General features: G+C 63.1%; 22 protein-coding genes and 2 pseudogenes. 13 read left to right on the top strand and 11 right to left on the bottom strand.

Translation table 11 applies throughout. The features are described from left to right. The 8 genes and pseudogenes from NA637_RS18520 to NA637_RS18485 form a co-directional block, all read left to right on the top strand. On the top strand, nucleotides 1-734 hold a 734-nt coding region (locus tag NA637_RS18520), incomplete at its 5' end, for a TetR/AcrR family transcriptional regulator (protein WP_256073787.1). Between the two features lie 588 nt (nucleotides 735-1,322). Beyond that, complete coding sequence (locus NA637_RS18515; protein ID WP_256073786.1) at nucleotides 1,323-1,985, top strand: paraquat-inducible protein A; 663 nt, start codon at nucleotides 1,323-1,325, stop codon at nucleotides 1,983-1,985. After that, on the top strand, nucleotides 1,982-2,599 hold the full coding sequence (locus tag NA637_RS18510) for a paraquat-inducible protein A (protein ID WP_256073785.1): 618 nt from the start codon (nucleotides 1,982-1,984) through the stop codon (nucleotides 2,597-2,599). The genes NA637_RS18515 and NA637_RS18510 overlap by 4 nt, the downstream gene beginning before the upstream one ends. Then, entirely contained in the window at nucleotides 2,574-4,259 is a 1,686-nt protein-coding gene (locus NA637_RS18505) for an intermembrane transport protein PqiB (protein ID WP_256073783.1), read from the top strand. Before NA637_RS18510 ends, NA637_RS18505 begins: the two co-directional genes overlap by 26 nt. Next, on the top strand, nucleotides 4,256-4,864 hold the full coding sequence (locus tag NA637_RS18500; RefSeq protein ID WP_256073779.1) for a PqiC family protein: 609 nt from the start codon (nucleotides 4,256-4,258) through the stop codon (nucleotides 4,862-4,864). The genes NA637_RS18505 and NA637_RS18500 overlap by 4 nt, the downstream gene beginning before the upstream one ends. A 108-nt stretch (nucleotides 4,865-4,972) precedes the next feature. Beyond that, a pseudogene (locus tag NA637_RS18495) lies at nucleotides 4,973-5,435 on the top strand (transposase); the annotation flags it as partial. A gap of 74 nt (nucleotides 5,436-5,509) precedes the next feature. Next, nucleotides 5,510-7,051: a phospholipase D family protein gene (locus NA637_RS18490; RefSeq protein ID WP_256073778.1), complete on the top strand. Its 1,542-nt coding sequence runs from the start codon at nucleotides 5,510-5,512 to the stop codon at nucleotides 7,049-7,051. Between the two features lie 443 nt (nucleotides 7,052-7,494). Beyond that, nucleotides 7,495-7,797 (top strand): annotated as a pseudogene (locus NA637_RS18485) (IS110 family transposase); the annotation flags it as partial. Here the strand turns inward: NA637_RS18485 and NA637_RS18480 are convergent. The 6 genes from NA637_RS18480 to urtA form a co-directional block, all read right to left on the bottom strand. After that, entirely contained in the window at nucleotides 7,755-8,306 is a 552-nt protein-coding gene (locus NA637_RS18480) for an aminotransferase class III-fold pyridoxal phosphate-dependent enzyme (protein ID WP_423836750.1), read from the bottom strand. The pseudogene NA637_RS18485 and the gene NA637_RS18480 overlap by 43 nt on opposite strands. A 104-nt stretch (nucleotides 8,307-8,410) precedes the next feature. Next, a complete protein-coding gene (urtE, locus tag NA637_RS18475) occupies nucleotides 8,411-9,109 on the bottom strand; it encodes an urea ABC transporter ATP-binding subunit UrtE (protein ID WP_256073777.1) in 699 nt (232 codons plus the stop codon). Between the two features lie 140 nt (nucleotides 9,110-9,249). Then, nucleotides 9,250-10,095, bottom strand: a complete 846-nt coding sequence (gene urtD / locus NA637_RS18470) for an urea ABC transporter ATP-binding protein UrtD (protein ID WP_256073773.1) — start codon at nucleotides 10,093-10,095, stop codon at nucleotides 9,250-9,252. Then, a complete protein-coding gene (gene urtC / locus NA637_RS18465; RefSeq protein WP_256073772.1) occupies nucleotides 10,092-11,171 on the bottom strand; it encodes an urea ABC transporter permease subunit UrtC in 1,080 nt (359 codons plus the stop codon). Before urtC ends, urtD begins: the two co-directional genes overlap by 4 nt. Before the next feature lie 163 nt (nucleotides 11,172-11,334). Further along, complete coding sequence (gene urtB, locus NA637_RS18460) at nucleotides 11,335-12,906, bottom strand: urea ABC transporter permease subunit UrtB (RefSeq protein WP_256073771.1); 1,572 nt, start codon at nucleotides 12,904-12,906, stop codon at nucleotides 11,335-11,337. A 287-nt stretch (nucleotides 12,907-13,193) separates the two neighbouring features. Beyond that, nucleotides 13,194-14,462: an urea ABC transporter substrate-binding protein gene (urtA, locus tag NA637_RS18455; RefSeq protein WP_256073770.1), complete on the bottom strand. Its 1,269-nt coding sequence runs from the start codon at nucleotides 14,460-14,462 to the stop codon at nucleotides 13,194-13,196. Between the two features lie 340 nt (nucleotides 14,463-14,802). Here urtA and NA637_RS18450 point away from each other — a divergent pair, with 340 nt between their 5' ends. Beyond that, a complete protein-coding gene (locus NA637_RS18450) occupies nucleotides 14,803-15,432 on the top strand; it encodes a pseudouridine synthase (protein WP_272889202.1) in 630 nt (209 codons plus the stop codon). Nucleotides 15,433-15,472: 40 nt separating this feature from the next. On the opposite strand, the gene NA637_RS18445 is transcribed toward NA637_RS18450, so the two are convergent. The 4 genes from NA637_RS18445 to NA637_RS18430 form a co-directional block, all read right to left on the bottom strand. Further along, a complete protein-coding gene (locus tag NA637_RS18445) occupies nucleotides 15,473-15,691 on the bottom strand; it encodes a DUF2788 domain-containing protein (RefSeq protein ID WP_046161811.1) in 219 nt (72 codons plus the stop codon). Nucleotides 15,692-15,857: 166 nt separating this feature from the next. Beyond that, the gene (locus NA637_RS18440) at nucleotides 15,858-16,337 is read right to left on the bottom strand and encodes an Lrp/AsnC family transcriptional regulator (protein WP_256073769.1); all 480 of its coding nucleotides are present in this window, start codon (nucleotides 16,335-16,337) and stop codon (nucleotides 15,858-15,860) included. 530 nt (nucleotides 16,338-16,867) lie between these two features. Then, nucleotides 16,868-17,779, bottom strand: a complete 912-nt coding sequence (locus tag NA637_RS18435) for a cation diffusion facilitator family transporter (RefSeq protein ID WP_256073790.1) — start codon at nucleotides 17,777-17,779, stop codon at nucleotides 16,868-16,870. Further along, nucleotides 17,779-18,183 carry a polyribonucleotide nucleotidyltransferase gene (locus tag NA637_RS18430; protein ID WP_256073768.1) on the bottom strand — a complete coding sequence of 135 codons (405 nt, stop codon included), beginning with the start codon at nucleotides 18,181-18,183 and terminating at the stop codon, nucleotides 17,779-17,781. The genes NA637_RS18435 and NA637_RS18430 overlap by 1 nt, the downstream gene beginning before the upstream one ends. Before the next feature lie 191 nt (nucleotides 18,184-18,374). Here NA637_RS18430 and hrpB point away from each other — a divergent pair, with 191 nt between their 5' ends. Together hrpB and NA637_RS18420 are read left to right on the top strand one after the other, a co-directional pair. After that, complete coding sequence (hrpB, locus tag NA637_RS18425; protein WP_256073767.1) at nucleotides 18,375-20,906, top strand: ATP-dependent helicase HrpB; 2,532 nt, start codon at nucleotides 18,375-18,377, stop codon at nucleotides 20,904-20,906. Between the two features lie 204 nt (nucleotides 20,907-21,110). Beyond that, nucleotides 21,111-21,437, top strand: coding sequence for an SDR family NAD(P)-dependent oxidoreductase (locus NA637_RS18420; protein WP_423836749.1), 327 nt, complete (start codon nucleotides 21,111-21,113; stop codon nucleotides 21,435-21,437). Here the strand turns inward: NA637_RS18420 and NA637_RS18415 are convergent. Then, nucleotides 21,391-22,071: a YciC family protein gene (locus NA637_RS18415; protein ID WP_256073766.1), complete on the bottom strand. Its 681-nt coding sequence runs from the start codon at nucleotides 22,069-22,071 to the stop codon at nucleotides 21,391-21,393. The two genes, NA637_RS18420 and NA637_RS18415, sit on opposite strands and share 47 nt — an antisense overlap. Before the next feature lie 290 nt (nucleotides 22,072-22,361). Between NA637_RS18415 and NA637_RS18410 the strand changes: the two genes are divergently transcribed. Further along, complete coding sequence (locus NA637_RS18410; RefSeq protein ID WP_045424243.1) at nucleotides 22,362-22,835, top strand: NYN domain-containing protein; 474 nt, start codon at nucleotides 22,362-22,364, stop codon at nucleotides 22,833-22,835. 187 nt (nucleotides 22,836-23,022) lie between these two features. Then, the gene (locus tag NA637_RS18405; RefSeq protein WP_256073765.1) at nucleotides 23,023-24,357 is read left to right on the top strand and encodes a DEAD/DEAH box helicase; all 1,335 of its coding nucleotides are present in this window, start codon (nucleotides 23,023-23,025) and stop codon (nucleotides 24,355-24,357) included. The last annotated feature ends 185 nt before the right edge of the window (nucleotides 24,358-24,542 follow it).

Below are 24,542 nucleotides of genomic sequence, written 5' to 3'. Positions count from 1 at the left end.
CTAGAATAATGGGTCTAGTATTGCGGCGCACTGTACCACCTTCCGCTAGCATTTCAGTCCCACCGGCCGGCAAGACCTCAATGACGGACAAAACAGCGCCCATCACGCATGCATCTGCCAAAGCAGGCCGGACGCCGCGCCAGCCGCAGCAGGACCGTGGACACGAGCGTGTCGCCTCCATTCTGGATGCCTGCTCAAGGATATTACAGCGTGATGGCGAAGCGGGCCTTACGATGCATCATCTCGCCAAGGAGTCGGGTACCTCTATTGGCTCGCTCTATCACTTCTTTCCAGATAAGAAAAGCGTCCTCGCCGCACTCAATCAACGTCACACCGACGCGCTGTTCGCCATCACCAAGCGACTGGAGCAGATCGATGATCAGGTCTGGAAGTGCCTTTCTACGGCGCAGATGGTGGAGCGGCTCATCGTTCCCTTTCTTGAACATATCAGTTGCCATCCGGATATCCACGTGCTGCTCAGCCCGACCCTGGGTGACAGGCATCTACCTTCGCCAGCGCTTCGCGCCGCGGTGCGGTCGATCTATGAAAAGGTTCTGCGCGTGAGGCTGCCCGACGCGAGTGCCGAGGACTTGCGTGCGTATAGCGCGGTACTGTTATCCATACCCGCCGGACTGTTCCATTCGATTCCAGAAGCGGACGAAAGCCGGGAGCGGATCTGGCTGCAGGAGATACCCCGTGCTCTGACCGGTTATCTCGACACGCTCGGTTGTTGACCGACCAGACAGAGCCCACTGCGAAGCGCTTCGATCCGTTCCACGCAGCTCGGCATGATCCTCTAGAGGGGATTCGTGGAGGGGAATTTGAGCGGCTGGCCGAACTTCAGATGAGAGCCTGTGCGACGCGCCGCATGTCCCGGTCATTAGCAGGCCACTCAGGTGCTGGAGAAACTAGCCAAGACGGTCCGGTCTTCGCGCTTTGGAACCATCAAATCGCTGCAGCCCTTGTCGAGGGGATCGACATTCAACCGCCAATCAGGGCGTGGGGTACGCGCATAGGAGGGGCGGCGGCCGAAACTGATGAAGCCGAACGCCCGACAGCCGCCGAAACGGCACGGCACGGCGCAAGCTACCAGTGGAAGGGCGCGAGCTATCAAATCGAGTTGACCTGGCATGGGCGTCCCGACCATGTGCATCCCGCAGTCGCATTGCGCTATCATCGCCGCTCGATGCCAGCCGCGCTACTGACTCAGTCTCCGTACAGCTCTCGCCATTGGCGCGGTGCTATCGCGGCAGTGGGCTTCCAGCGAACTCCTGCACGGCAGGCCGATCCAACAGCGACCTGCCCCAACGCCCGGAGCCCCAATGCCTACCACTACCCCGGAACCCGGCGAACCCGAAGCAGGTCCGCAGGCCTGCGCGGAGCAAGCCTGCCTGCTGATCTGCGAGCATTGTGATTCGGTCTATCGTCGCCAGCCCCTGGCACGCAAGCAGACTGCCCATTGCCTGCGCTGCGGCGCGCTGCTTGAACGTGGTCGGCGCCTGAGCTGCGATCAACTGCTGGCCCTGACCATCGCCGCGGGCATTCTCTTTGCCTTGGCCAACCTTTTCCCTGTGATCCACATCAGCCTCCAGGGCCTGAGCAACGAGGCGACCCTGTGGGAGTCGGTGCGGGCTCTGGCCCATGGCCGCATCACGCCGGTCGCCCTGGTCGCGGGCCTGGCGATCATCTTCGCACCCCTGCTGCAGATAGCCCTGCTCATCTGGGTGCTGGGGCATGCGCGGGCTGGCCGGACCGCCCCGGGCTTTGGCGTCTGCATGCGGGCGCTGGAACACCTGCGCCCCTGGAGCATGCTTGAGGTCTGCTTGCTGGGTATCCTGGTGGCCATCATCAAACTGGCCGGCATGCTCAACGTATCGCCGGGCGCCGGCCTCTGGGCCATGGCCATGCTGACCATTCTCATTATCCTGATTGCCGGGCGCGACGTGCGCCGGCTATGGGACGAATTGGGGGTCACACCCCAATGAACCTGCCGCCCTATGCCGGCCAGTTGGGCCTGTGCCTGTGCCATGGTTGCGGCTACGCCTGCCGCTCCTGTGATGCCCACTGCCCGCGCTGCGATGCCCTGGTGCACAGGCGCAAATTGAACAGTTACGCCCGTACCTGGGCCCTGTTGATCGCCGCCATCGTTTTCTATATTCCGGCCAACACCCTGCCGGTGATGTATACGGACATGTTCGGCAGCGGCACTGAAAACACGATCCTGAGCGGAGTGGTCGAATTCTGGAAAGGGGGCTCCTGGGATATCGCCCTGCTGATTTTCATCGCCAGCGTGGTGGTGCCCTGCATCAAATTCTTCGTACTGGGCTTGCTCCTGATCACTGCACAACGGCGCAGCCGCTGGGCCATGCGCGAGCGAGCCGGGCTGTATCGCTTCGTCGAACTGATAGGCTACTGGTCGATGCTCGACGTGCTGGTGGTCGCCCTGGTGGCCGCGCTGGTGCAGTTTCGGACCTTGAGCAGCATAGAGCCGCGTATCGGCATTCTTTTTTTCGGCGTGGTCGTGGTTCTCACCATGATGGCTGCCATGACCTTCGACCCCAGACTGATCTGGGATGCAGAGGAATACGATGTCCGCTAATCAGCCCCAACCGCAGCCACGCGAGCCACAGATCCGGGAACGCCGCTGGCAGTTCTCGCTGGTCTGGCTGGTGCCCATCGCCGCGGTCCTGGTCGGCCTGTCCATGGTGCTGCACAGCTGGCTGTCGGCCGGACCGCAGATCACCATCAGCTTCGAAACCGCCGAGGGCCTGGAGGCCAACAAGACCCAGGTCAAGTACAAGAATGTGGTGATCGGCCTGGTCACTGGCATCGAGCTCAGCGAGGATCGCACGCGGGTCATCGCCACCGTCGAACTGGACAACAGCGCCCAGTCCTTCACCCGCGAAGACAGCCAGTACTGGGTGGTACGCCCACGCATCGGCAGCCGCGGCGTTTCGGGGGTCGATACACTGTTATCAGGCGCCTTCATCGGCGCCGACGCCGGGCGTGCGAAAACCAGTCGTCGCGACTTCATCGGCCTCGAAGCACCGCCGCCAGTCACCTACGGCGCCAAAGGCAAGCGCTTCACCCTACAGACCAGCGACTTGGGCTCGCTGGACATCGGCTCGCCGGTCTATTTCCGGCGCTTCGAAGTGGGCCAGGTGGTCGGCTACGAGCTGTCTTCCGATGGCAAGGGTGTCGAAGTGGAAATCTTTGTCAACGCGCCCTATGACGCTTTCGTCACCGATGACACACGCTTCTGGAATGCCAGCGGCATCGACGTCAACGTCAGCGCAAACGGCTTGCAAGTCAACGCCCAGACGCTGTCCAGCATCCTCGCCGGCGGCATCGCCTTCCGTCAGCCGGAGTACAGCCCAGACGCAGCCCCCGTCAAAGAACTTGCCCGTTTCCCGTTGTTCCCCAATGTGCAGAGCGCCCTGGCGCCATCAGACGGTGAACCCCGGTATATTCAGATGCGCTTTGCCCAGAGCTTGCGAGGGCTGCGAGTCGACGCTCCGGTGGAGTTCCTGGGGGTTGACATCGGCCGGGTGGTGTCCGTGAAGCTCGATTACGATGCCAGGACCGAAAGTTTTCCACAGATCGTCGGCGCGGTGATCTATCCAAAGCGCCTGGGCGGAGCACACGAAAAACTGGTGCAGCAGGTTGGTGGCGATACCGAGGAGCATACTGCGCAACTGCTGAGCGGGTTGGTCGAGCGAGGCTTGCGGGCCCAGGCCCGTACCGGCAATCTGCTCACCGGCCAGCTCTATATCTCGTTGGATTTCGATCCGCGCGCCCCTGGGTCCGTCTTCGATCCGAAGGCCCGCCCGCTGCAAATACCTACAGTGCCCGGGAGCTTCGACAGGCTTCAGGAGCAGCTCCAGGCCATGGTCGACAAGCTCAGCAAGGTTCCCGTCGACTCCCTGGCAAAAAACCTGGATGGCAGCCTCATCGAGCTGCGCAAGACCCTTGCCCAAGTGAACACCCAGGTGCTGCCGGAAATTCAGGGTACCCTGGACCAGGCACAGAAAACCCTGGCCAACACCAATCAGGCGTTATCGGATGAATCGCCGCAACGTCAGCAACTCGGCCAGGCGCTGGAAGAAATGCAGCGTACCGCCCGCTCCGTGCGAGTGCTGGCGGATTTCCTCGGCCGTCATCCGGAAGCGTTGATCCGCGGCCGTGGCGAAGACGCTTCGCCTGCCAACTACAGCGGCAACGCCACGTCCCGCGAACTCGTCACGGAGCCACAACAATGATCTCGCGCGCCCTTTCCCTGACCTTGGCGGCTGTAACCCTCAGTGGCTGCAGCTCGGCACCGGCACGCTACTACACGCTGATCGGCGACCAGCCGCAGGCGTCGCACGTGACCGCTACCTCAGCGGGTTTCCAGTTCGAAATGCTGCCGGTCCGCATTCCAGTTCAGGTGGACCAGCCCAGCCTGATGGTGCGGCAAGGCACTGGCAGCCTGGCAATTCTGGAAAGTGCTCGCTGGGCCTCGCCGCTTGCCGATGAGCTACACGATGCTCTGGCTATGGAGCTAGAACGCCGGCTGGGGGTACGGGATCTGGCTGGCATGCCCAAGCAGACCGGCCAGCCGCTGTTACGCCTGCGTACCGATGTTCGGCGCTTTGAGTCTGAATCCGGCGGCCAGGCCACCCTGGACGTGGTGTGGAACCTAAGCTTGAGTCGAGGCGAGGAGCAGCAACGCAATCTGACCTGTTCCAGCGTATTGGCAGAGCCTGCCGGTGCCGAACTGGACGAACTGGTCGCAGCCCATCAACGTGCCGTTGCCGCCTTGGCGGACGCGATCGCCACGACTGCAAGGCAATGGGTCGAGGATCCGAGCTTCGGTTGCCGTTGAAGCGGGCCCGCCGCCTACCGCAGCGATCTGTAGCGGTCCCGTCGCGCATGGGCGCAGCGATAACCCAGCCAACTTCCGAAAAGTCTTCGCCGCCTTGTTGGCAGTCTCTGGCAGGGCAGGCCTCTTGATCCGCTGTACCCGATCCTGTATCCGGACTGTATCCACGTCAAAGTGCGCGATGCCGGCGCGGTGCGGACCAAGGCGGTGTACCTGGCTATCGAGGTCAAATGAACGGGCACAAAGAGGTACTGGAACTTCGGATCGCCCAAACCGAGGGTGCCAAGGTCTGGTTGCAGGTAGTCACCGAGCGGAAGAACCGTGGCGTGCAGGACATTTTTATCGCCTGCGTGGACGGCCTCAACGGCTTCCCAGAGGCGATCGAAACGGTCTACCCGAAAGCCTGGGGTGATCAAGACCCGGGCCTCGTTCCCCACTGACGAGGCCGTGAGCAAGCTGTTTTATCTGGCGCTGAACAACATCAGCAAGAAGTGGACGATGCCGATACGGAACTGGAAAGCGGCCCTGAATCGCTTCAGTATCCCAGTTCGAAGATCGATTGATGCAGGATTGATGGAAATACCGTTTACACACAATCCGGGACACCCTCGTCGCCCCGGAAATCAGGCCCTGATACAGGTTCAAAACATGCTCTGGCGGAACCTTATGGTTTTCTTCACCTTGCTTGCGCCACTGGGCGGATGCAACTTGCCTCCTCTGGACAACCGCTCGACCGCCAGCGCTCTGGACCAGGTAGAGACCTTGGAAACGCCACTCGGCCGCGCCGTTGCTCCCCGCGCACGCGCCAATCCAAAGAAGTCCGGCATCCATGCATTGAGCGATCCGCACGACGCATTTGCCGCTCGCGCCTTGCTCGCCAGGGCTGCTGAGAAGACGCTCGATGTGCAGTATTACATCTGGCATGGCGACATCACCGGCACGCTGCTGTTCGACGAGCTGCGCGCCGCTGCCGAACGCGGCGTGCGGGTGCGTCTGTTGCTCGACGATAACGGTACCAGCGGCGTCGATACCGAGCTGGCCGCACTGAACAGCCATTCCAATATCGAGATTCGCCTGTTCAATCCGTTTGTGTTTCGCAAGGCCAAGGCGATCGGCTATGTCACCAACTTCATGCGTGCTAACCGGAGAATGCACAACAAGTCATTCACCGCTGACAGCCAGGCCAGCATCATCGGCGGGCGGAACGTGGGCGATGAATACTTCGGCGCCACCGAAGGCATACTGTTCGCCGACCTCGACGTACTGGCCGTCGGCCCGGTAGTGGCTGACGTTTCCACCGACTTTGACCGCTATTGGGCCAGTGGCTCCTCCTATCCAGTCGACTTGATCCTGCCTCCAGCCGTTGGCTCGGCGCTGACGTCGGTGGCGGCCGCCGCGAAAAAGACAGCAGAATCGCCTGCGGCTGCCGAATATATACGAGCCATCCGCGACTCCGGGTTCATCACAGGCCTGCTCGAGGGAAAGCTGGACTTCGAGTGGGCCGATACGCGAATGGTCAGCGATGATCCTGCGAAGGGACTCGGTAAAGCGGTGCCGAGCGAGCTGATGATTCATCAGTTAGGAGGCATCCTTGGCAGCCCGCAGAGCCACGTAGAGCTGGTCTCGCCCTACTTCGTCCCCACCACCGAGGGCGTCGATGTATTCACAGGCATGGCCAAACGGGGCGTCAGCGTGAGGGTATTGACCAATTCGCTGGACGCGACGGACGTTGCCGCGGTCCACGCCGGTTATGCGAAGCGGCGCAAGGCATTGCTCAAAGGTGGCGTAGTCCTTTATGAGATGCGTCGCTTGGCATCCGGCAATAAACGCAACGAAAGTGCCGGTGCATTCGGCAGCTCCGGTTCGAGCCTGCATGCGAAGACGTTCGCGGTTGATCAGGCGCGCGTGTACATCGGCTCGTTCAACTTCGACCCACGTTCAGCGAACCTGAACACCGAGCTCGGCTTCGTCATCGAAAGCCCGACCATGGCGGACGCGATCGAGAAAGCATTCGATGAATCGATACCTTTGAGCGCCTACGAGGTACGGCTATCGAGCGGCGGCCAAATCTACTGGATCGAGAATCGTGACGGTGAGGAGGTGCGTCATGACTCCGAGCCCGAAACCGGCTTCTGGAAGCGCACCGCCGTATCGCTCCTTTCGATTTTGCCGATCGAGTGGATGCTTTGAGCGAGGTATCGGCATACGCCACTTAGTGGCCCCGCTACCCTGCTGCGATTCAGCTCGACGAGCTCCGCAAGGCGCTCGCTTGTTGATTGGCCACTCGCCATGATTCGGCACGGTGCACGCTGAGCTTGGGAAGTTGCACCCATCAGCGGGACGCGCCGACAAAGGCACGGGCGCAAAGGATCGACACCAATCGAGTAGGAGATCACCCGTCGTCCAGGCGCCGGGCTGTCGCGCAGCAAACTGGGGATGGGTCTAGCGTTAAAGTACGCGCGGGGCAGAGACCGTAAGCGGCACTGGTGTGACTGCACCCCGCGTAGGAGAGTGGTCCGCACGGTATCGGCGTGGAGTCATTGTCGGCACAGCCAGCTGTGACCACGCATGAGAGAGTGAACCCTTTCGCCACCGTGTACCCCGCGCGCCTTCCGATCCTGCAAGGAATTGCCATGGCGCGCAAGAATCAAAAACGCTTCGAGATTATCCACCGTGACTGCGCGGGCATCGATGTCGGCAGCCGGGAACACTTTGCGGCGGTCGATGCTGAGCGGAGCGATAACCCGGTCCGCAAGTTTTCGACCTTCACCGATGATCTGATTGCGCTGGCTGGTTGGCTCACATCGATGGGCATCAATGGGGTGGCCATGGAGGCGACTGGCGTCTACTGGATCCCCCTTTTTGAAGTGCCGGATGCGCGGGGATTCGACGTTTATCTGGCCAACTCGCGTGCTACCCGGCATACCTCTGGGCGTACAGTAAATCCGGCATTATCGACCATGCCTTCCTCAGCCATGGCATCGAGCGTGGCGACGATGGCCGCGCCGGTGTTGCCGTGATACGAGCGATAGGCCGAGAGGATCTTGTCGCGACCGGTCAACTGCCGCACCATGCGCATGGCGTTTTCGTTGGCGTCGGCACCGGCGTTGGTGAAGAACACCTTGCTGAAAACGGCTGGGGCGCGGGCACGAATCCGCTTGGCCGCTTCGCTGCGCATCAGGTTCGCAGTGGCCGGTGCGACCGTGCACAGGCTGTCCGCCTGCGCTTTGATGGCAGCGATCACCTTCGGCTGCTGGTGGCCGATGGTGGTGTTGACCAGCTGCCTGCTGAAATCCAGATAGCGGTTGCCATCATGGTCCCACAGGCGGCAGCCCTCCCCACCAGCGATTACCAGAGGGTTCAGCGAGCCCTGAATCGACCAGTAGTGAAAAACGTGCTGGCAATCCAACGAACGGACATAGTCATTGGTGACGGGCCTGCTCATGTCGGCCTCGGCGCGGTAATGAAGCGCCGGAACATGGCTTGCGGCCGGTGTGGCTGAATGGGGGTCGCCTTATCCGTAGGGGCGAAATTTATTCGCCCAAGACGCTAGATCGCGACCAGCCTTCTTACGCCTTCGGCTTCCATGGTCTCGCCGCGACCTTGCTGGATGATTTCGCCGCGGCTCATCACCAGGTACTGGTCGGCCAGCTCGGCGGCGAAGTCGTAGAACTGTTCGACCAGCAGGATCGCCATGTCACCGCGGGCGGCGAGCTTCTTGATCACGACGCCGATCTCCTTGATCACCGACGGCTGGATGCCTTCGGTGGGTTCGTCGAGGATCAGCAGTCGCGGCTTGCTCGCCAGGGCGCGGCCGATGGCGAGCTGCTGCTGCTGGCCGCCCGAGAGGTCACCGCCGCGACGGTGCTTCATTTCCTTGAGGACCGGGAACAGCTCGTAGATGAACTCGGGCACTTCCTTGGCGTCCTTGGCGCTGAAGCGGGACAGGCCCATCAGCAGGTTTTCCTCGACGGTCAGTCGGCCGAAGATCTCCCGCCCCTGCGGCACGTAGGCGATGCCGGCGCGCACGCGCTGGTGCGGCTTGAAGCCGGTGATGGCCTTGCCTTCCCATTCGACCTTCCCTTCCTTGGCCGGGATCAGGCCCATCAGGCATTTGAGCAAGGTGGTCTTGCCGACGCCGTTGCGCCCGAGCAGGCAGGTGACTTCACCGATCTGCGCGTCGAACGACAGGCCGCGGAGAATGTGGCTGCCGCCGTAGTATTGATGCAGTTGCTGGACTTGGAGCATGGCTCTTTTTCCTGTGAAAGCCGCTGAAGGCTAAAGGCTGAAGGCTGAAGGCTGAAGGCTGGACGAAAACGCAGCGCGGCGTTGCTTTGCGCTCTTTCGTCCAGCCTCTAGCCTCTAGCGGTTCTATCGGTTTTTTGTCTTTACCGCCCCAGATACACCTCGATCACCCGCTCGTCGTTCTGCACGGTTTCGAGCGAGCCTTCAGCGAGTACCTGGCCCTGGTGCAGCACCGTGACGTGGTCAGCGATGGTGTCGACGAAGCCCATGTCGTGCTCGACCACCATCAGCGAATGCTTGCGCGCCAGGCTCTTGAACAGCTCGGCGGTGAACTCGGTTTCGGCGTCGGTCATGCCCGCGACCGGCTCGTCGAGCAAGAGCAGTTGCGGGTCCTGCATCAGCAACATGCCGATCTCGAGGAACTGCTTCTGGCCGTGGGACAGCAGCCCGGCGGGGCGATTGCGCGAGCTGTCCAGGCGAATGGTGGTCAGCACCTCGTCGATGCGGTCCTTCTGCTCGCCGTTGAGCTTGGCTTTCAGGCTGGCCCACACCGACTTGTCGGTCTTCTGCGCCAGCTCCAGATTCTCGAACACCGACAACGCTTCGAACACCGTGGGCTTCTGGAACTTGCGACCGATGCCGGATTGGGCGATTTCCACTTCGCTCATGCGCGTCAGATCGAGGGTGTCGCCGAAGAAGGCCGTGCCGCTGTCGGGACGGGTCTTGCCGGTGATGACGTCCATCATGGTGGTCTTGCCGGCGCCGTTGGGGCCGATGATGCAGCGCAGTTCGCCGATGCCGATGTAGAGGCTGAGGTCGGTCAGCGCCTTGAAGCCGTCGAAGCTGACGTTGATGCCTTCCAGACTGAGGATGGTCCCGTGGCGGGCATCCAGCCCGGCACTCTTCGCTCGGCCGAGGCCGATGGCATCGCGGCCGCTGCCGTGGGTGTCGATCGGATCGATCAATTCGGGTACGGGTGCGGTTTTCATTGTTCGCCCCTCCGGCGCAGCAATCCGATGACGCCTTTCGGCAGGTACAGGGTGACGATGATGAACAGCGCGCCGAGGGCGAACAGCCAGTACTCGGGGAAGGCCACGGTGAACCAGCTCTTCATGCCGTTGACGATACCGGCGCCCAGCAGCGGGCCGATCAGCGTGCCACGTCCGCCCAGGGCGACCCAGACGGCAGCCTCGATGGATTGCGTCGGCGCCATTTCACTGGGGTTGATGATGCCGACCTGCGGCACGTAGAGCGCGCCGGCCAGGCCGCAGAGCACGGCGGACAGGGTCCAGATGAACAGCTTGTAGCCGCGCGGATCGTAGCCGCAGAACATCAGGCGGTTTTCCGCATCCCGCAGTGCGGTCAGCACACGACCGAATTTGCTCTGCGCGAGCTTCCAACCTAGCAGCAAACTGCCGGTTAGCAGCAACACGGTGGCGAAAAACAGCACCGCGCGGGTGGCCGGTGCGGTGATGTCGAAGCCGAGGATCCGCGTAAAACCAGTGAAGCCGTTATTGCCGCCAAAGCCAGTTTCATTGCGGAAGAACAGCAGCATGCCGGCGAAGGTCAGCGCCTGGGTCATGATCGAGAAGTACACGCCCTTGATCCGCGAGCGGAAGGCGAAAAACCCGAACACGAAGGCCAGTACGCCCGGAACCAGCACCACCAGGCACATCGCCCAGAGGAAGCTGGAGGTGCCGTACCAGTACCAGGGCAGCTCGGTCCAGGCGAGAAAGCTCATGAACGCGGGCAGCCCGTCGCCGGCGCTTTCGCGCATCAGGTACATGCCCATGGCGTAACCGCCGAGGGCGAAGAACAGGCCGTGGCCGAGGGACAACAGCCCGGCGTAGCCCCAGACCAGGTCCAGCGCCAGGGCAACGATGGCGTAGCAGAGAATCTTGCCGACCAGGGTCAGGGTGTAAGCCGAGACATGGAAGGCGTTGTCCGCCGGCAGCAGGTGCAGCAGCGGCATGGCCAGCAGGATGATGAGCACGAGGCCAAGTGCGACGGCGGTGAGTTTCGGTCCAGCCTTCTGCGCGGCGGTGAGGGTAAGTGGCTGGTTCATATGTGGCACTCCTGCCGCAGGTTGATGACGGGGACGCCGATTCGTAGGCTGCCCCGTAGGAGCCAGCGTGCTGGCGATCCTGCGTGGTTGCTGGCTAGCACATTGACCGCTAGCGAGAACTGGGCCTCCCTCATCGTTCCTACGAGGGAGGGGAGGTAGGTCTTCAATCGATCACCCTCCCTTTCAGCGCGAACAGGCCCTGCGGACGCTTCTGGATGAACAGGATGATCAGCGCGAGGATGAGGATCTTGCCCAGCACGGCGCCGATCTGCGGTTCGAGGAGCTTGTTGGCGATGCCGAGGCCGAAGGCGGCGAAGATGCTGCCGGCCAGCTGGCCGACGCCGCCGAGCACCACCACCAGGAAGGAATCGATGATGTAGCTCTGGCCGAGGTCCGGGCCGACATTGCCGATCTGGCTAAGCGCCACGCCGCCGAGCCCGGCGATGCCGGAACCGAGACCGAAGGCCATCATGTCGATGCGCCCGATGGGCACGCCGCAGCAGGCGGCCATGTTGCGGTTCTGCGTTACCGCGCGCACGTTCAGCCCCAGGCGCGTCTTGTTCAGCAACAGCCAGGTCAAGAGCACCACGAACAGCGCGAAGCCGATGATGACGATGCGGTTGTACGGCAGCACCAGGTTCGGCAGCACCTGCAATCCGCCGGACAGCCAGCCGGGGTTGGCCACTTCGACGTTCTGCGCGCCGAACAGCACGCGCACCAGCTGGATCAGGATCAGGCTGATGCCCCAGGTGGCCAGTAGGGTTTCCAGCGGGCGGCCGTAAAGGTGGCGGATCACCGTGCGTTCCAGCGCCATGCCGATCGCGGCGGTGACGAAAAAGGCTACCGGCAGCGCTACCAGCGGATAGAACGCCAGGGCGTCGGGCGCGAGCCGGCCCATCAGCACCTGCACCATATAGGTGGTATAGGCGCCGAGCATCAGCATCTCGCCGTGAGCCATGTTGATCACGCCCAGCAGGCCGAAGGTGATGGCCAGGCCGAGGGCGGCGAGCAATAGGATCGAGCCCAGCGACAGGCCGCTGAAGGCCTGACCAAGCAATTCGCCGATCAGCAGCTTGCGTTTGACCTGGGCCAGGCTGGTTTCCGCGGCCTTGCGCACGCCGGCGTCGGTTTCCGTTTCATCGGCCAGCAGGTTTTCCAGCCGCACCCGCGCCAGTGGCGCACCGGTTTCGCCGAGCAGGCGCACCGCGGCCAGGCGCACGGCCGGATCTTCAGCGCTCAATTGCAGGTTCGCCAGGGTCAAGGTGAGGGCTTCGCTCACGGCCGGGTCTTCTTCGGCTTCGAGGCGTTGCTGCAGCAGCCCGAGCTGTTCCGGCTTGCCGCTGCGCTGCAGGCGTTTGGCGGCCCTGAGGCGTTGCAAGGGGTCGTCGGAAAACAGCTGGTGGCTGGCCAGAGCGGTGTTGAGCAGCCCGCGCAGGCGGTTGTTCAGGCGCAGCTTCTTCGGCGTGCCGACAGGCTCGGCGTCGCCTTCGAGTGCGCGATACTCGCCGTTCTCTTCGATAAACGGCTTTTTGTTCTTGTCGATCACCACGCGGCTGGCGCGTAGCGCTTCGATCAGTTCCAGGCGCTCCGGTGCGGGCGCGACGGCCCAGCTTTCCAGCAGCTTGGCCTGCTTGGCCGGGCTGGCCTTGGCGTAATCGGCGGCGTCTCCGGCGTGGGCGGCCCAGGGCAGGGCCAACAGGAGCAGCAGCAATAATCGGTACAGGGCAGTGTTCATTCGTTTGTTCCCCAGGGACCCCGTAGCTCTCTTGGTGGAGCTTGTGATGGTCGGCAGGTGATGAAAAAGGCGTCGACTCCGCGTTCCGATCCACTCTACAAAGCCGAGGGTGGATGGCGCTTCATCCATCCACCGCAATGAAAGCAGCAATCAGTCTCGTAGGTGGGCCGGGCAGTGTTCCGCTTCAGCCCACCGAAGACGCCATCGGTGGGCTGAAGCCCACCCTACGGATCGTTACGAACGGGATGGCGTATTCGTTCAGCCTCCAGCCTCCAGCGCCTCTGTCGTCAGTTGCTCTTCACCGCGTAGTCCGGCTTCTTGTCGTTGCCGGGAATGTAGGGGCTCCACGGCTGCGCGCGCACCGGGCTGTCGGTTTCCCAGACCACCGAGAACTGACCGTCATCCTGGACTTCGCCGATCATCACCGGCTTGTGCAGGTGGTGGTTCTTCTCGTCCATGGTCAGGGTGTATCCGCTCGGTGCCTTGAAGGTCTGCCCGGCGAGTGCATCGCGCACTTTGTCCACCTCGGTGCTGCCGGCCTTCTCGACCGCCTGTGCCCACATGTTGATGCCGACATAGGTGGCTTCCATCGGGTCGTTGGTCACCGCCTTGTCGGCGCCCGGCAGATTCTTGGCCTTGGCATAGGCCTTCCATTTGCTGACGAAGGCTTCGTTGACCGGGTTCTCCACCGACTGGAAGTAATTCCAGGCAGCCAGGTGACCGACCAGCGGCTTGGTGTCGATGCCGCGCAGTTCTTCTTCACCGACCGAGAAAGCCACGACCGGAACGTCGGTGGCTTCCAGGCCCTGGTTGGCCAGTTCCTTGTAGAAGGGCACGTTGGAGTCGCCGTTGATGGTCGATACCACGGCGGTCTTGCCGCCGGCGGAGAACTTCTTGATGTCGGCGACGATGGTCTGGTAATCGCTGTGGCCGAAGGGGGTATAAACCTCTTCGATGTTCGATTCCGGCACGCCCTTGCTGATCAGGAAGGCGCGCAGGATCTTGTTGGTGGTACGCGGGTAGACATAGTCGGTACCCAGCAGGAAGAAGCGCTCGGCGCCGCCGCCGTCTTCGCTCATCAGGTATTCGACCGCCGGGATGGCCTGCTGGTTCGGCGCGGCGCCGGTGTAGAAGACGTTGGGCGACAGCTCTTCGCCTTCGTACTGCACCGGATAGAAGAGCAGGCCGTCGAGCTCTTCATAGACCGGCAGTACGGATTTGCGCGAAACGGACGTCCAGCAGCCGAAGGTCACCGCGACCTTGTCCTGGGTCAGCAGCTGGCGGGCCTTTTCCGCGAACAGCGGCCAGTTGGAGGCCGGGTCGACCACCACCGGCTCGAGCTGCTTGCCGAGCACGCCGCCCTTGGCGTTGATCTCGTCGATGGCCATCAACGCCATGTCTTTCAGCGACGTTTCCGAGATGGCCATGGTGCCGGACAATGAATGCAGGATGCCGACCTTGATGGTCTCGGCGGCCTGCAGGGTGAAGGGGAACAGACCGCTGAGCATCAGGGCACTGGCGGCGAGGGTGGACTTCAGTAGGGGACGGCGTTTCATGGTGGGCGGCTCCTTGGCTGTCCATGCGCAACTGTGGGGTTGGTCCTTGGGGACGAGAAGCCCAGTCGCAGCATCCGTGCCAATTTACCTGCAAGCCTTCTGTTTCGGTGCTTTGCGCCCGGTTCTGGAAATGCACCCTAACGAGGCATGGGCGCGGCGCTGTTCGATAACGGTGCGCCTGGCGTCTTCATGGCGCACGCCAGGCGCTTTTGGGGTGCCGATCGCGGCCGCAGCAGCGATCCGGTCCGGTTGATTGGTATCTGATCGGCCAAGCACGCTGGGCCTTGCTGGTCGGCAATGCCCGTCCTAGCATGGCCGGCCTGCTAATAAAGGCTCCGCCATGCCTCGCACGTCTCGCCCCCGTCCACCGCGCTCTGCAGCGGCGCGATCACAACCTCGTCGTGTGGCCAAGGTGCCGCCCGTCGAGCCGCGTCTGCTGATATTGAACAAGCCCTTCGACGTGCTTACCCAGTTCAACGATGCCGATGGCCGCGCGACGCTGAAGGATTACGTGCAGGTGCCGGGCGTCTATCCGGCCGGGCGTCTGGACCGGGACAGCGAGGGTCTGTTGCTGCTGACCAACGACGGGCAGTTGCAGGCGCGGATTGCCGATCCCAGGCACAAGCTGGCAAAAACCTACTGGGTCCAGGTGGAAGGCGAAGTGACCGCTGAGCAGTTGCAGCGCCTGCGCGACGGGGTCGAACTCAATGACGGCATGACCCTGCCGGCCGAAGCGCGGCAGCTCGACGAGCCCGCACTCTGGCCGCGTAATCCACCGGTGCGTTTTCGCAAGAGGGTGCCAACCTGCTGGCTGGAGCTGGTGATTCGGGAGGGCCGCAATCGTCAGGTACGGCGGATGACTGCTGCGGTCGGGTTGCCGACGCTGCGGCTGGTGCGGGTCAGGATCGGGCCCTGGTCTCTGGACGATTTGCAGCCGGGCGAATGGCGGCAGGTGCCGGCGCATTTGTGAGGCGCCGGCCGTTGTGCTCTGTTCAAACGACTTCAGCGGATCAGTGCGGAATGCCCTGTGTCACTTCGATGACGTAGCCGATGATCGGCTTGGCGAGGAAGGCGAACAGGCACAGCCCCAGGCCCAGAAACAGAATGGCCGTGCCGAGGCGACCGGCCTTCGATTTCTTGGCCAGGTCCCAGATGATGAACGCCATGAAGGCCATCAGGCCGCCGACCAGGACGATCATCATCCACTTCTCAAATACTTCAGGCTCCATCAAACGCTCCGCGTGCTAAGTCCGGTTAAACGACAGCAGCTATGACAACGGGCGGGCGTTTATGGGTGAGCAGGGCTCTATTTTTATGACGCGCGGGGCATAGCAACAAGGCGGTGGCAAGTATACGCCAACGCCCCGTCACGAGGCCCGGCCGCGGCAATGGGTCTCAGCTTCGCAAATGCTCCAGCGGCAGCTCGGTGCTCGATGACACCTGCCGCAGCACGAAGCTCGAGCGCACGCTCGACACCCCTTCGATACGGGTCAGGGAGCCGAGCAGGAGAGCCTGATAGTGCTCCATGTCCGGCACCACAACCTTGAGTTGGTAATCGGCATCCATTCCGGTCACCAGGCTGCACTCGAGTACTTCCGGGCGCTTGCCGATCACAGTTTCGAAGTGCTCGAAGCGCTCCGGTGTGTGTCGGTCCATGCCGATCAGTACATAGGCGGTCAGCGTCAGGCCGAGCTTCTTGCGGTCCAGCAGTGCGACTTGGCGGGTGATGTAGCCGTCGTCCTCGAGCTGCTTGACGCGTCGCGAGCAGGGCGAGGGCGACAGCCCGATACGCTCGGCCAGATCCTGATTGGAAATGCGCGCCTCGTGCTGCAGTTCCTGCAGAATGCGCAGGTCATAACGGTCTAGTTTGCTCATGTTTGGCTGCCTGCGGGGTTTAATTGCGTATAACTATGCACCCGCGCGCAATGATTGCGCAACTGACATGAATATCAGCGGTTTTCGCAATCACCTGCCGGTGGCGGGGCGTAAGCTTTATCCAACTTCAGCCCCCGGCAGAACTGACGCGGTACTTACCCCGCCGCGCCAACCGCATACCTTACCGAGGTTATCGGTCCGGGCCCCCGACGCTCACGAGGCGTGGGAGAAGAAGCCGTTACCATCGGCCCAACGAATCTAAGAGACCACGCCCAGGCGTGGTCTCTTTAGTTTTGGTGATTGTTTGGTGGCTGAGGCCTACACCCGATATCGATTAAGACGTCTTGACCGAACGTAGGATGGGCGAAGCCCATCACCCATGGGTTGCACCCATCCTGCAAGCTGAGGCGATCCCTATTGCCGAGCTGGACGAGGCATTGGTTTCGCCCTGCTGGGCGAAACCAAGCCAACAACCTATTCGCAAATCGGCTCTGAAAACGATCCATCCCCAAACCCAAGTTCCGAAACCGTCACCCCATCGGCCTGACCGCCTCAAGCGGATCAGCATGGACCAGCACTTCGGCGCGGGGGTACCTGGCGTGGATCGCCGCCTCGACCTGATCGCACAGCGCATGCGCCTCGATCAGTGGCAGCTCGCCCGGCAATTCCAGGTGCATCTGCACGAACCAGCGGGTGCCGGAAACACGGGTGCGCAGGTCGTGACAGCCGACCACGCCGGGTACATCGCAGGCCAGCTGATGCATATGCTCGCTGATCTCGGGGGGCAGCTCCGTATCCATCAGCACCGCGCCTGCCTCTCGCACGATGCTCAGCGCGCTCCAGAAGATGTACACCGCAATGGCGATACCGAAGACGGCGTCCAGACGTTCCAGGCCGTAACCGGCCAGCACCAGCGCGACAAGAATGCTGCTGTTGAGCAGCAGATCCGAGCGGTAGTGCAGCGAATCGGCGCGAATCGCCGTGGAGCCGGTTTCTCGCACCACATGGCGCTGATACATCAACAGCGCCACGGTCAGCACCAACGACAACAGCATGACGGCGATGCCCAGTGTCGGCGCACCCAGCGGCTGCGGGTGCAGCATGCGGTCCACACCCTGAACGCAGACCAGAATCGCACTCACGGAAATGAATGCACCCTGGCCGAGCCCGGCCAGGGCTTCGGCCTTGCCATGACCGTAGCGATGACCGTCATCGGCGGGGCGCAGCGAGTAGCCCACGGCTAACAGGTTAAGCAGCGAGGCGGCACCGTCCAATAGCGAGTCGGTAAGCCCGGCCAGCAGGCTGACCGAGCCGCTCAGCCACCAGGCCAGCGCCTTGCTGGCAGCAAGCGTCAGTGCCACGGCCAGCGCCAGGTGTGTGGCGCGGCGCATCAGCCTTGCGTGCTCGGCGCTGACCCCTTTGCGCTCGCGGGTGTGCTGCATCATGCGGCCGGACGCAGCCCAAAGGCGGCGCTGCCGTGGTGCTGGATCAAGCGAGGATCATCCAGCGGCAAGCTACGGCCGGTTGCGGATTCGATGATGGCCTTGAGCTTGGCCTGGTCGATGCTGCCGTCCGCGCCAATGGCTTCCTGCAGTTTTCCCGGGGCCATGGAGTAGTTGTCGTCAGGCAGATAGATCGCGCCGGTGGCGAAGTCGATACCAAAGGCGATCAGGCCGGGGATGAGATAGAAGAGCAGGCCGACGGCATTGGCTGCAGCAATTGCCGGATCGATTCGGCCATCGATCTGGCCACGGCGGTCGGGGTAGAACAGCGTGCCGCAGGCGGTCAGCTGGGTGAACAGGGAGACGGCCAGCACGCCGCCGATGACACGGGAACGAGTTTGCATAGGGACCTCCGGGAAAGTGGCGCAACTATACAAGACAAGGACAAGACAAGGGCTGCGTGATGTTTTGTCGATATCAGACAGTCCCGCTGTCCGCTCTGTTCGGCATCGTTGCTTCACCTGGGGCATGACGCTGTTCGCCGCTGCGCTGAGGCTTCTGCCCGTTATAATCGCGGCCTGAAAGCGGAGTTGCCATGATTGCCTTGCCCATCGATGAAGCCCTGCCGGCGCTGCGCCAGGCCCTGCTAACCCGCGATGAAGCGGTGCTCGAAGCGCCGCCGGGCGCCGGCAAGACCACCCGCGTGCCGCTGGCCTTGTTGAACGAGCCGTGGCTCGCCGGGCAGTCGATCCTGATGCTCGAACCACGGCGTCTTGCTGCCCGCGCGGCCGCCGAGCGACTGGCCAGCGAGCTGGGCGAGAAGGTCGGCGAAACCGTTGGCTATCGCATCCGGCTGGAGAGCAAGGTCGGGCCGAACACCCGTATCGAAGTGGTGACCGAAGGCATTCTTGCGCGCCGCTTGCAGGATGACCCAACGCTGGAAGGCGTTGGGCTGGTGATCTTCGACGAATTTCACGAGCGCAGCCTGGATGCCGATCTGGCCCTGGCGCTGACCCTGAACGCACGCGTGCTGCTGCGAGATCAGCCGCTCAAGCTCCTGCTGATGTCCGCCACCCTTGAAGGTGCCCGTCTGTCGAGCCTGTTGGACGACGCGCCAGTGGTGCGCAGCGAAGGGCGCATGTATCCGGTGGCACAGCGCTGGGGCCGGCCGTTTCAGGCGGGTGAGCGAATCGAGTCGCGGGTGGTGCAGACTGTGTTGCAGGCGCTGGATGAAGAGCCCGGCAGCGTTCTGGTGTTCCTGCCGGGGCAGGCCGAGATTCGCCGCGTGAACGAGATGCTGGCCGAGCAGCTGGGGGAGCGAGGCGAGGTGATGCTCTGCCCGCTGCACGGCGAACTGGAGTTGATCGCCCAGCGTGCGGCCATCGAACCGGCGCCTGCGGGCAAGCGCAAGGTGGTGCTGGCGACCAACATCGCCGAGACCAGCCTGACCATCGAAGGCGTGCGGGTGGTGGTCGATGCCGGGCTGGCGCGGGTGCCGCGGTTCGATCCCGGCAGCGGCATGACCCGGCTGGAAACCCGGCGCATCTCCCGTGCCTCGGCAACTCAGCGGGCTGGGCGTGCGGGGCGATTGGAGCCCGGCGCGTGTTATCGGTTGTGGTCCGAAGCTCAACACGCACAGCTGGCCGCCTATGGCGTCGCGGAAATCCTACAGGCGGATCTGGCCGGCGTCGCGCTGCAGCTGGCGCGCTGGGGTGTCGAGCCGGACGAGCTGGCCTGGCTGGACAAGCCTCCTGCCGCTGCGTACGCCCAGGCACAGGAACTGCTGCAGCGCCTCGGCGCGCTCAGTCGCAACGCCCGTGGCGGCTGGCAGTTGACCGCTCATGGTCAGGCCATGGCCGAGCTGCCGGCGCACCCGCGTATCGCTCATCTCTTGTTACGTGGCCAGGCGATGGGGCTCGCGCCCTTGGCGGCTGATCTCGCCGCGCTGCTGGTCGAGCGAGACATTCAATCCGGTGGCCAGCGCGGTGGCGGAGCCGATATTTCCACGCGTCTCGGGTTGCTCGACGGCAGCGCCGGCCGGCATGCCGGTGCGCAGCGCGTCCGCCAACTGGCCCGACAGTTTCGGGGCTTGTTGCGCGGCTCTTCGGGTGTGGTTACCGCCGATGCGTCCGATCATCGCTGGCATGGCGCGCTGCTGGCGTACGCCTATCCCGACCGGATTGCCCGTCAGCGGCGCGAGAGCGGTGGCGAATACCGCTTGGCCAACGGTCGCGCCGCGGTATTCGGTGAGCCGGATGGCTTGATGAAGGAGCCCTGGCTGGTGATCGCCGAACTGGGCAGCCGCCAGGGCCAGCGCGAGGAACGCATCTATCGCGCCGCCGCGCTGGACCCAAGCTTGTTCGATGAGGAACTGGCGGAGATGGTCAGCCAACGCGACGAGTTGGAATGGGACGAGCGCGAAGGGGGGCTGCGGGCCGAGCGGCAGCGGCGGGTCGGCGAGCTGGTGCTCAGCCGTGAGCCCTTGCCGGGCTTGGATGACGAGGCCCGGTGCCGCGCGCTGCTCGGGCTGGTCCGGCGCAAGGGCCTGGAGTTGCTGCCCTGGACGCCGGAACTGCGCCAGTGGCAGGCGCGTATCAGCCTGCTCAGGGCGCTCGATCTGGCCTCTGGCGATACCAGCGACTGGCCGGATGTCAGCGATGAAGCCCTGCTGGCTCGGCTGGAGGATTGGCTATTGCCCTATCTGGGCAAGGTGTCGCGGCTGGCACATTTCGCCCAGCTGGATCTGGAAGCCATGCTCGCCACCTTGTTGCCCTGGCCGTTGCCACGGCGCCTCGACGAACTGGCGCCGGTCACCCTCGCCGTGCCCTCGGGGTCGCGGGTGCGGCTCGATTACAGCGAGTCGCCGCCCGTGCTGGCGGTGCGCTTGCAGGAGCTGTTCGGGTTGGGCGATACACCGCGCATCGCCGGCGGGCGTCAGCCGGTGAAGCTGCATCTGTTGTCACCGGCTCGCCGTCCGGTGCAGGTGACGCAGGACCTGGCCAGCTTCTGGGCGAATACCTACGCCGAAGTGAAAAAAGACCTCAAAGGTCGCTACCCGAAACATTATTGGCCCGATGACCCGCTGGTAGCGGAGCCCACCGCCCGTACCAAACAGCGCGGGACCTGATGGAGCGGCGTCGATCCTTAGGCTTCACCAGGAGGACGGCCATCTCCGGTCCCCCGCAAGCGCTCAGCTGCCGCCTGGACTCTGCTTCGGCAGGCTCAGGCCCTCACCGGCTGCTGACATCTCGGCATAGGCTCGGTCCAGTGAGTCGGCCAGCGCCTGGCTGTCTTCAGTGTGGCGGGACACGATGAAGCGAATGGCGACCTTATGCAGCTCGATCGCGATCAAAATGCCATTGACGGGCTGGTACGGCACCTTACAGACCATTACGACGCCGATGCGCTAGGGCTGCGCTGCGATGTGTCGGATGCCGCAGCGGTGCAGCAGGCCATTGCGCTGCTGGTGGAGCGCTTCGGCGGTATCGACCTGCTGATCAACAATGCGGGTATTACCCATCGCAGCCGGGTCGCCGACGCCAGCCGGGCGGTGTTCGAACGGATCATGGCGGTCAACTGGTTGGTCGAATCGCGTTCTGCCGCCTTGCCGATCAACGTTGCTGCTTCTGATCGCCGCCTGGTTCGCTGCAAAGCATAAAGCAGCGGAACAGCACCACCGTCGCCAACAGCTGCACCAGCCCGATCAGGCTGTCGACCACCACGGCGAGCGCTCCAGGCGCTGTCTCGCCCGCCCAGAACTGTGCGGCCACCCAGGCTTCCAGAAGCCACAGCGGCACCAGCACGGCGAGGATGCAGCCGAGAATCAGCAGAAGATGTCCACGGGTCTGCAGCAAGCTTTCCTTCAGTGCCGCCAGCGGACTCAGGCCGCGCATCACCAACAGGTATTCCGCAAAGGCGATCTTGACCATCACCCACAGCCCCGGCAGCACGAACAGCGAGGCGCCGAGCATGATCAGCAAGGTACCGAGCCCGGCCAGTACCGCCATCGACGGCCACAGCGGCAATGCACGCCTCATCACCTCGCGCAGCGGCGGCGCATGACCGCGGCTGCGCGCATCGAGGAACAGGATCAAAGCGGCGATATACAGCGGATAGAAGACGAGCCCGATCAGCAGCTCCTGTGCCGGCATCGCACCTTTGCCGAACAGATGGTCGATGGCCAGGCGGGCGAGGCTCTCCAGCAGAATCAGCGGCAGGCAGAGGCGTGCAATGGACAGCAAATTGCGCGAGTAGAAGAACCAGGCGTCACGGAGGATGGACAGGACATTCATCGCAGGGCGGCAACTCGTGGGAAAAACCAGGCGCGCACTTTAGCAGGCCGTTGGAAAAGTAGGCGATTCAGGCAAGACGAGGTGTAACGACCATCGCGAGTCAAAGCAGCCGCAGCCGCAGAGGGTAGGGTTCCAAACGAGCATTTTGACCGGGCTGGCAATCCAGACTGTTTTTTACGAAGCCTTGCCAACGTAGTTTTCAATGGCCTGACGAGCCCAAACGACCGGCCGGCGACAGCCGCGCTAACGCAGTCCATACTGACTGGCCATTCCTCCGCTCGGGTTGCCGCGTGAAGAAGATCGCCCTGTTTGCTGATGTGCAGAACCTTTACTACACGGTGCGCCAGGCCCACGGCTGCCATTTCAACTACGCAGCGTTGTGGGCCGACGTCAGTGAGCGCGGCGAGATCGTGGAGGCCTATGCCTATGCCATCGATCGGGGGGATGCCAAGCAGCAGCAGTTCCAGCAGATCCTGCGTAACCTCGGCTTCACCGTGAAGCTAAAACCTTATATCCAGCGCAGCGACGGCTCGGCCAAGGGCGACTGGGATGTCGGGATCACCATCGACGTGCTGGACGTGGTGGGGCAGGTCGACGAAGTGGTGCTGGCGTCAGGAGATGGTGACTTCGATCTGCTGCTCGACCGGGTGCGCGCTGGCGGCGCCGAGGCGACGGCGTATGGTGCGCCGGGCCTGACAGCCAACTCGCTGATTCGCGCGGCGTCGCGTTACGTGCCCATCGAGGGCAAGCTGTTGTTGCGGTAGAAGAGGCGGCTATAGGCTTCAGGCTTCAGGCGAAAGCAAAAGCGAGCTCAAAGCGAAAGCGCTTGCCGAGCCTTTCCCGAATGCCCGCACACTGATTCGCTTGCAGCTTGCAGCTTGCAGCTTGCAGCTTGCAGCTTGCAGTGCGGTTAAACTGCCCACCTCGTATTTTGTCCTTCCGGTTACCGTCATGACCTTCGCCTCTTTGGGCCTGATCGATCAGTTGCTACGTACCCTCGAATCGCTTGAATACAGCCAGCCGACGCCGGTCCAGGCCAAGGCGATTCCGGCTGTGCTCAAGGGCCGCGACCTGATGGCCGCCGCGCAGACCGGCACTGGCAAGACCGCGGGTTTCGCCTTGCCGCTGTTGCAGCGGCTGCTGCACGAAGGGCCGCAAGTGGCGAGCAATTCGGTCCGCGCACTGGTGCTGGTGCCGACCCGTGAGCTGGCCGAGCAGGTGCATGAGAGCTTCAGAACCTACGGCCAGAACCTGCCGCTGCGCACCTATGCGGTCTACGGCGGCGTCAGCATCAATCCGCAGATGATGGCCTTGCGCAAGGGCATCGACGTGCTGGTCGCCACGCCCGGGCGGTTGCTGGATCTGTATCGACAGAACGCGCTGAAGTTCAGCCAGGTGCAGGCGCTGGTGCTGGACGAGGCCGATCGGATGCTCGACCTCGGCTTTTCCGAAGAGCTGGACGCGCTGTTCAGTGCGCTGCCGAAAAAGCGCCAGACCTTGCTGTTTTCTGCAACCTTCTCCGACCCGATTCGGCAGATGGCGCAGAAGCTGCTGCGCGATCCCCTGTCCATCGAGGTTAGCCCGCGCAATGCTGCGGCGAACACCGTGAAGCAGTGGCTGGTGCCGGTGGACAAGAAGCGCAAGTCCGAGCTGTTCCTGCACTTGCTGGCGGAAAAGCGCTGGGGGCAGGTGCTGGTGTTCGTCAAGACGCGCAAGGGCGTCGACCAGCTTGTGGATGAGTTGCAGGCGCAGGGCATCAGCAGCGACGCGATCCATGGCGACAAGCTGCAGGCGTCGCGGTTGCGCGCGCTGGAACGTTTCAAAGCGGGCGAAGTGCAGGTGCTGGTGGCCACGGATGTGGCCGCGCGAGGCCTGGATATCCATGACCTGCCACAGGTGGTCAATTTCGACCTGCCTACCGTGGCCGAGGACTATGTGCACCGTATCGGCCGGACAGGCCGGGCGGGCGCAACCGGCGAGGCCGTGTCGCTGGTCGCCGCCGATGAGGTCGATCAACTCGCAGCCATCGAGACGCTGATTCAGCAAGTTCTGCCGCGCCACGACGAGCCGGGTTTCGTCCCGGATCATCGGGTGCCGACCACCCAGCCGGGCGGGCAGATCATCAAGAAACCGAAAAAGCCGAAGAAGCCGAAGAAGCCTAACGAGTCGGCTGGCAAAGGCCGTGTTCATCTGGGCAACTGGTTCGATGAGAGCGAGAAGCCCAACGCCAAGCCGATCCGCAAGGTGCCGAGCCTGGGCGGAACGAAGCCGACCAAAAAGCGCTGACCGAGGCGGGTGGCGCGCCGTGCGGGCGTGTCAGCTCGTTGCGTGTTTGTCGCATTGAGATGGCAACAATGGATGAGCGCCGGTTTGCCTGATTGCGCGTGACGCCGGGCGTCACTTGGCTCGCTCCATTGCCGATATGAGCTTCTTCGAGTTCCGGCGGCAGTTGGCGTACAAGGCTGCGATGT

Origin of the sequence: Stutzerimonas stutzeri (assembly GCF_024448935.1) — a bacterium.
GTDB lineage: Bacteria > Pseudomonadota > Gammaproteobacteria > Pseudomonadales > Pseudomonadaceae > Stutzerimonas > Stutzerimonas stutzeri_AO.
Note: the sequence above shows the minus strand (reverse complement) of the source record. Positions and strands in the feature narration are given on the sequence as shown.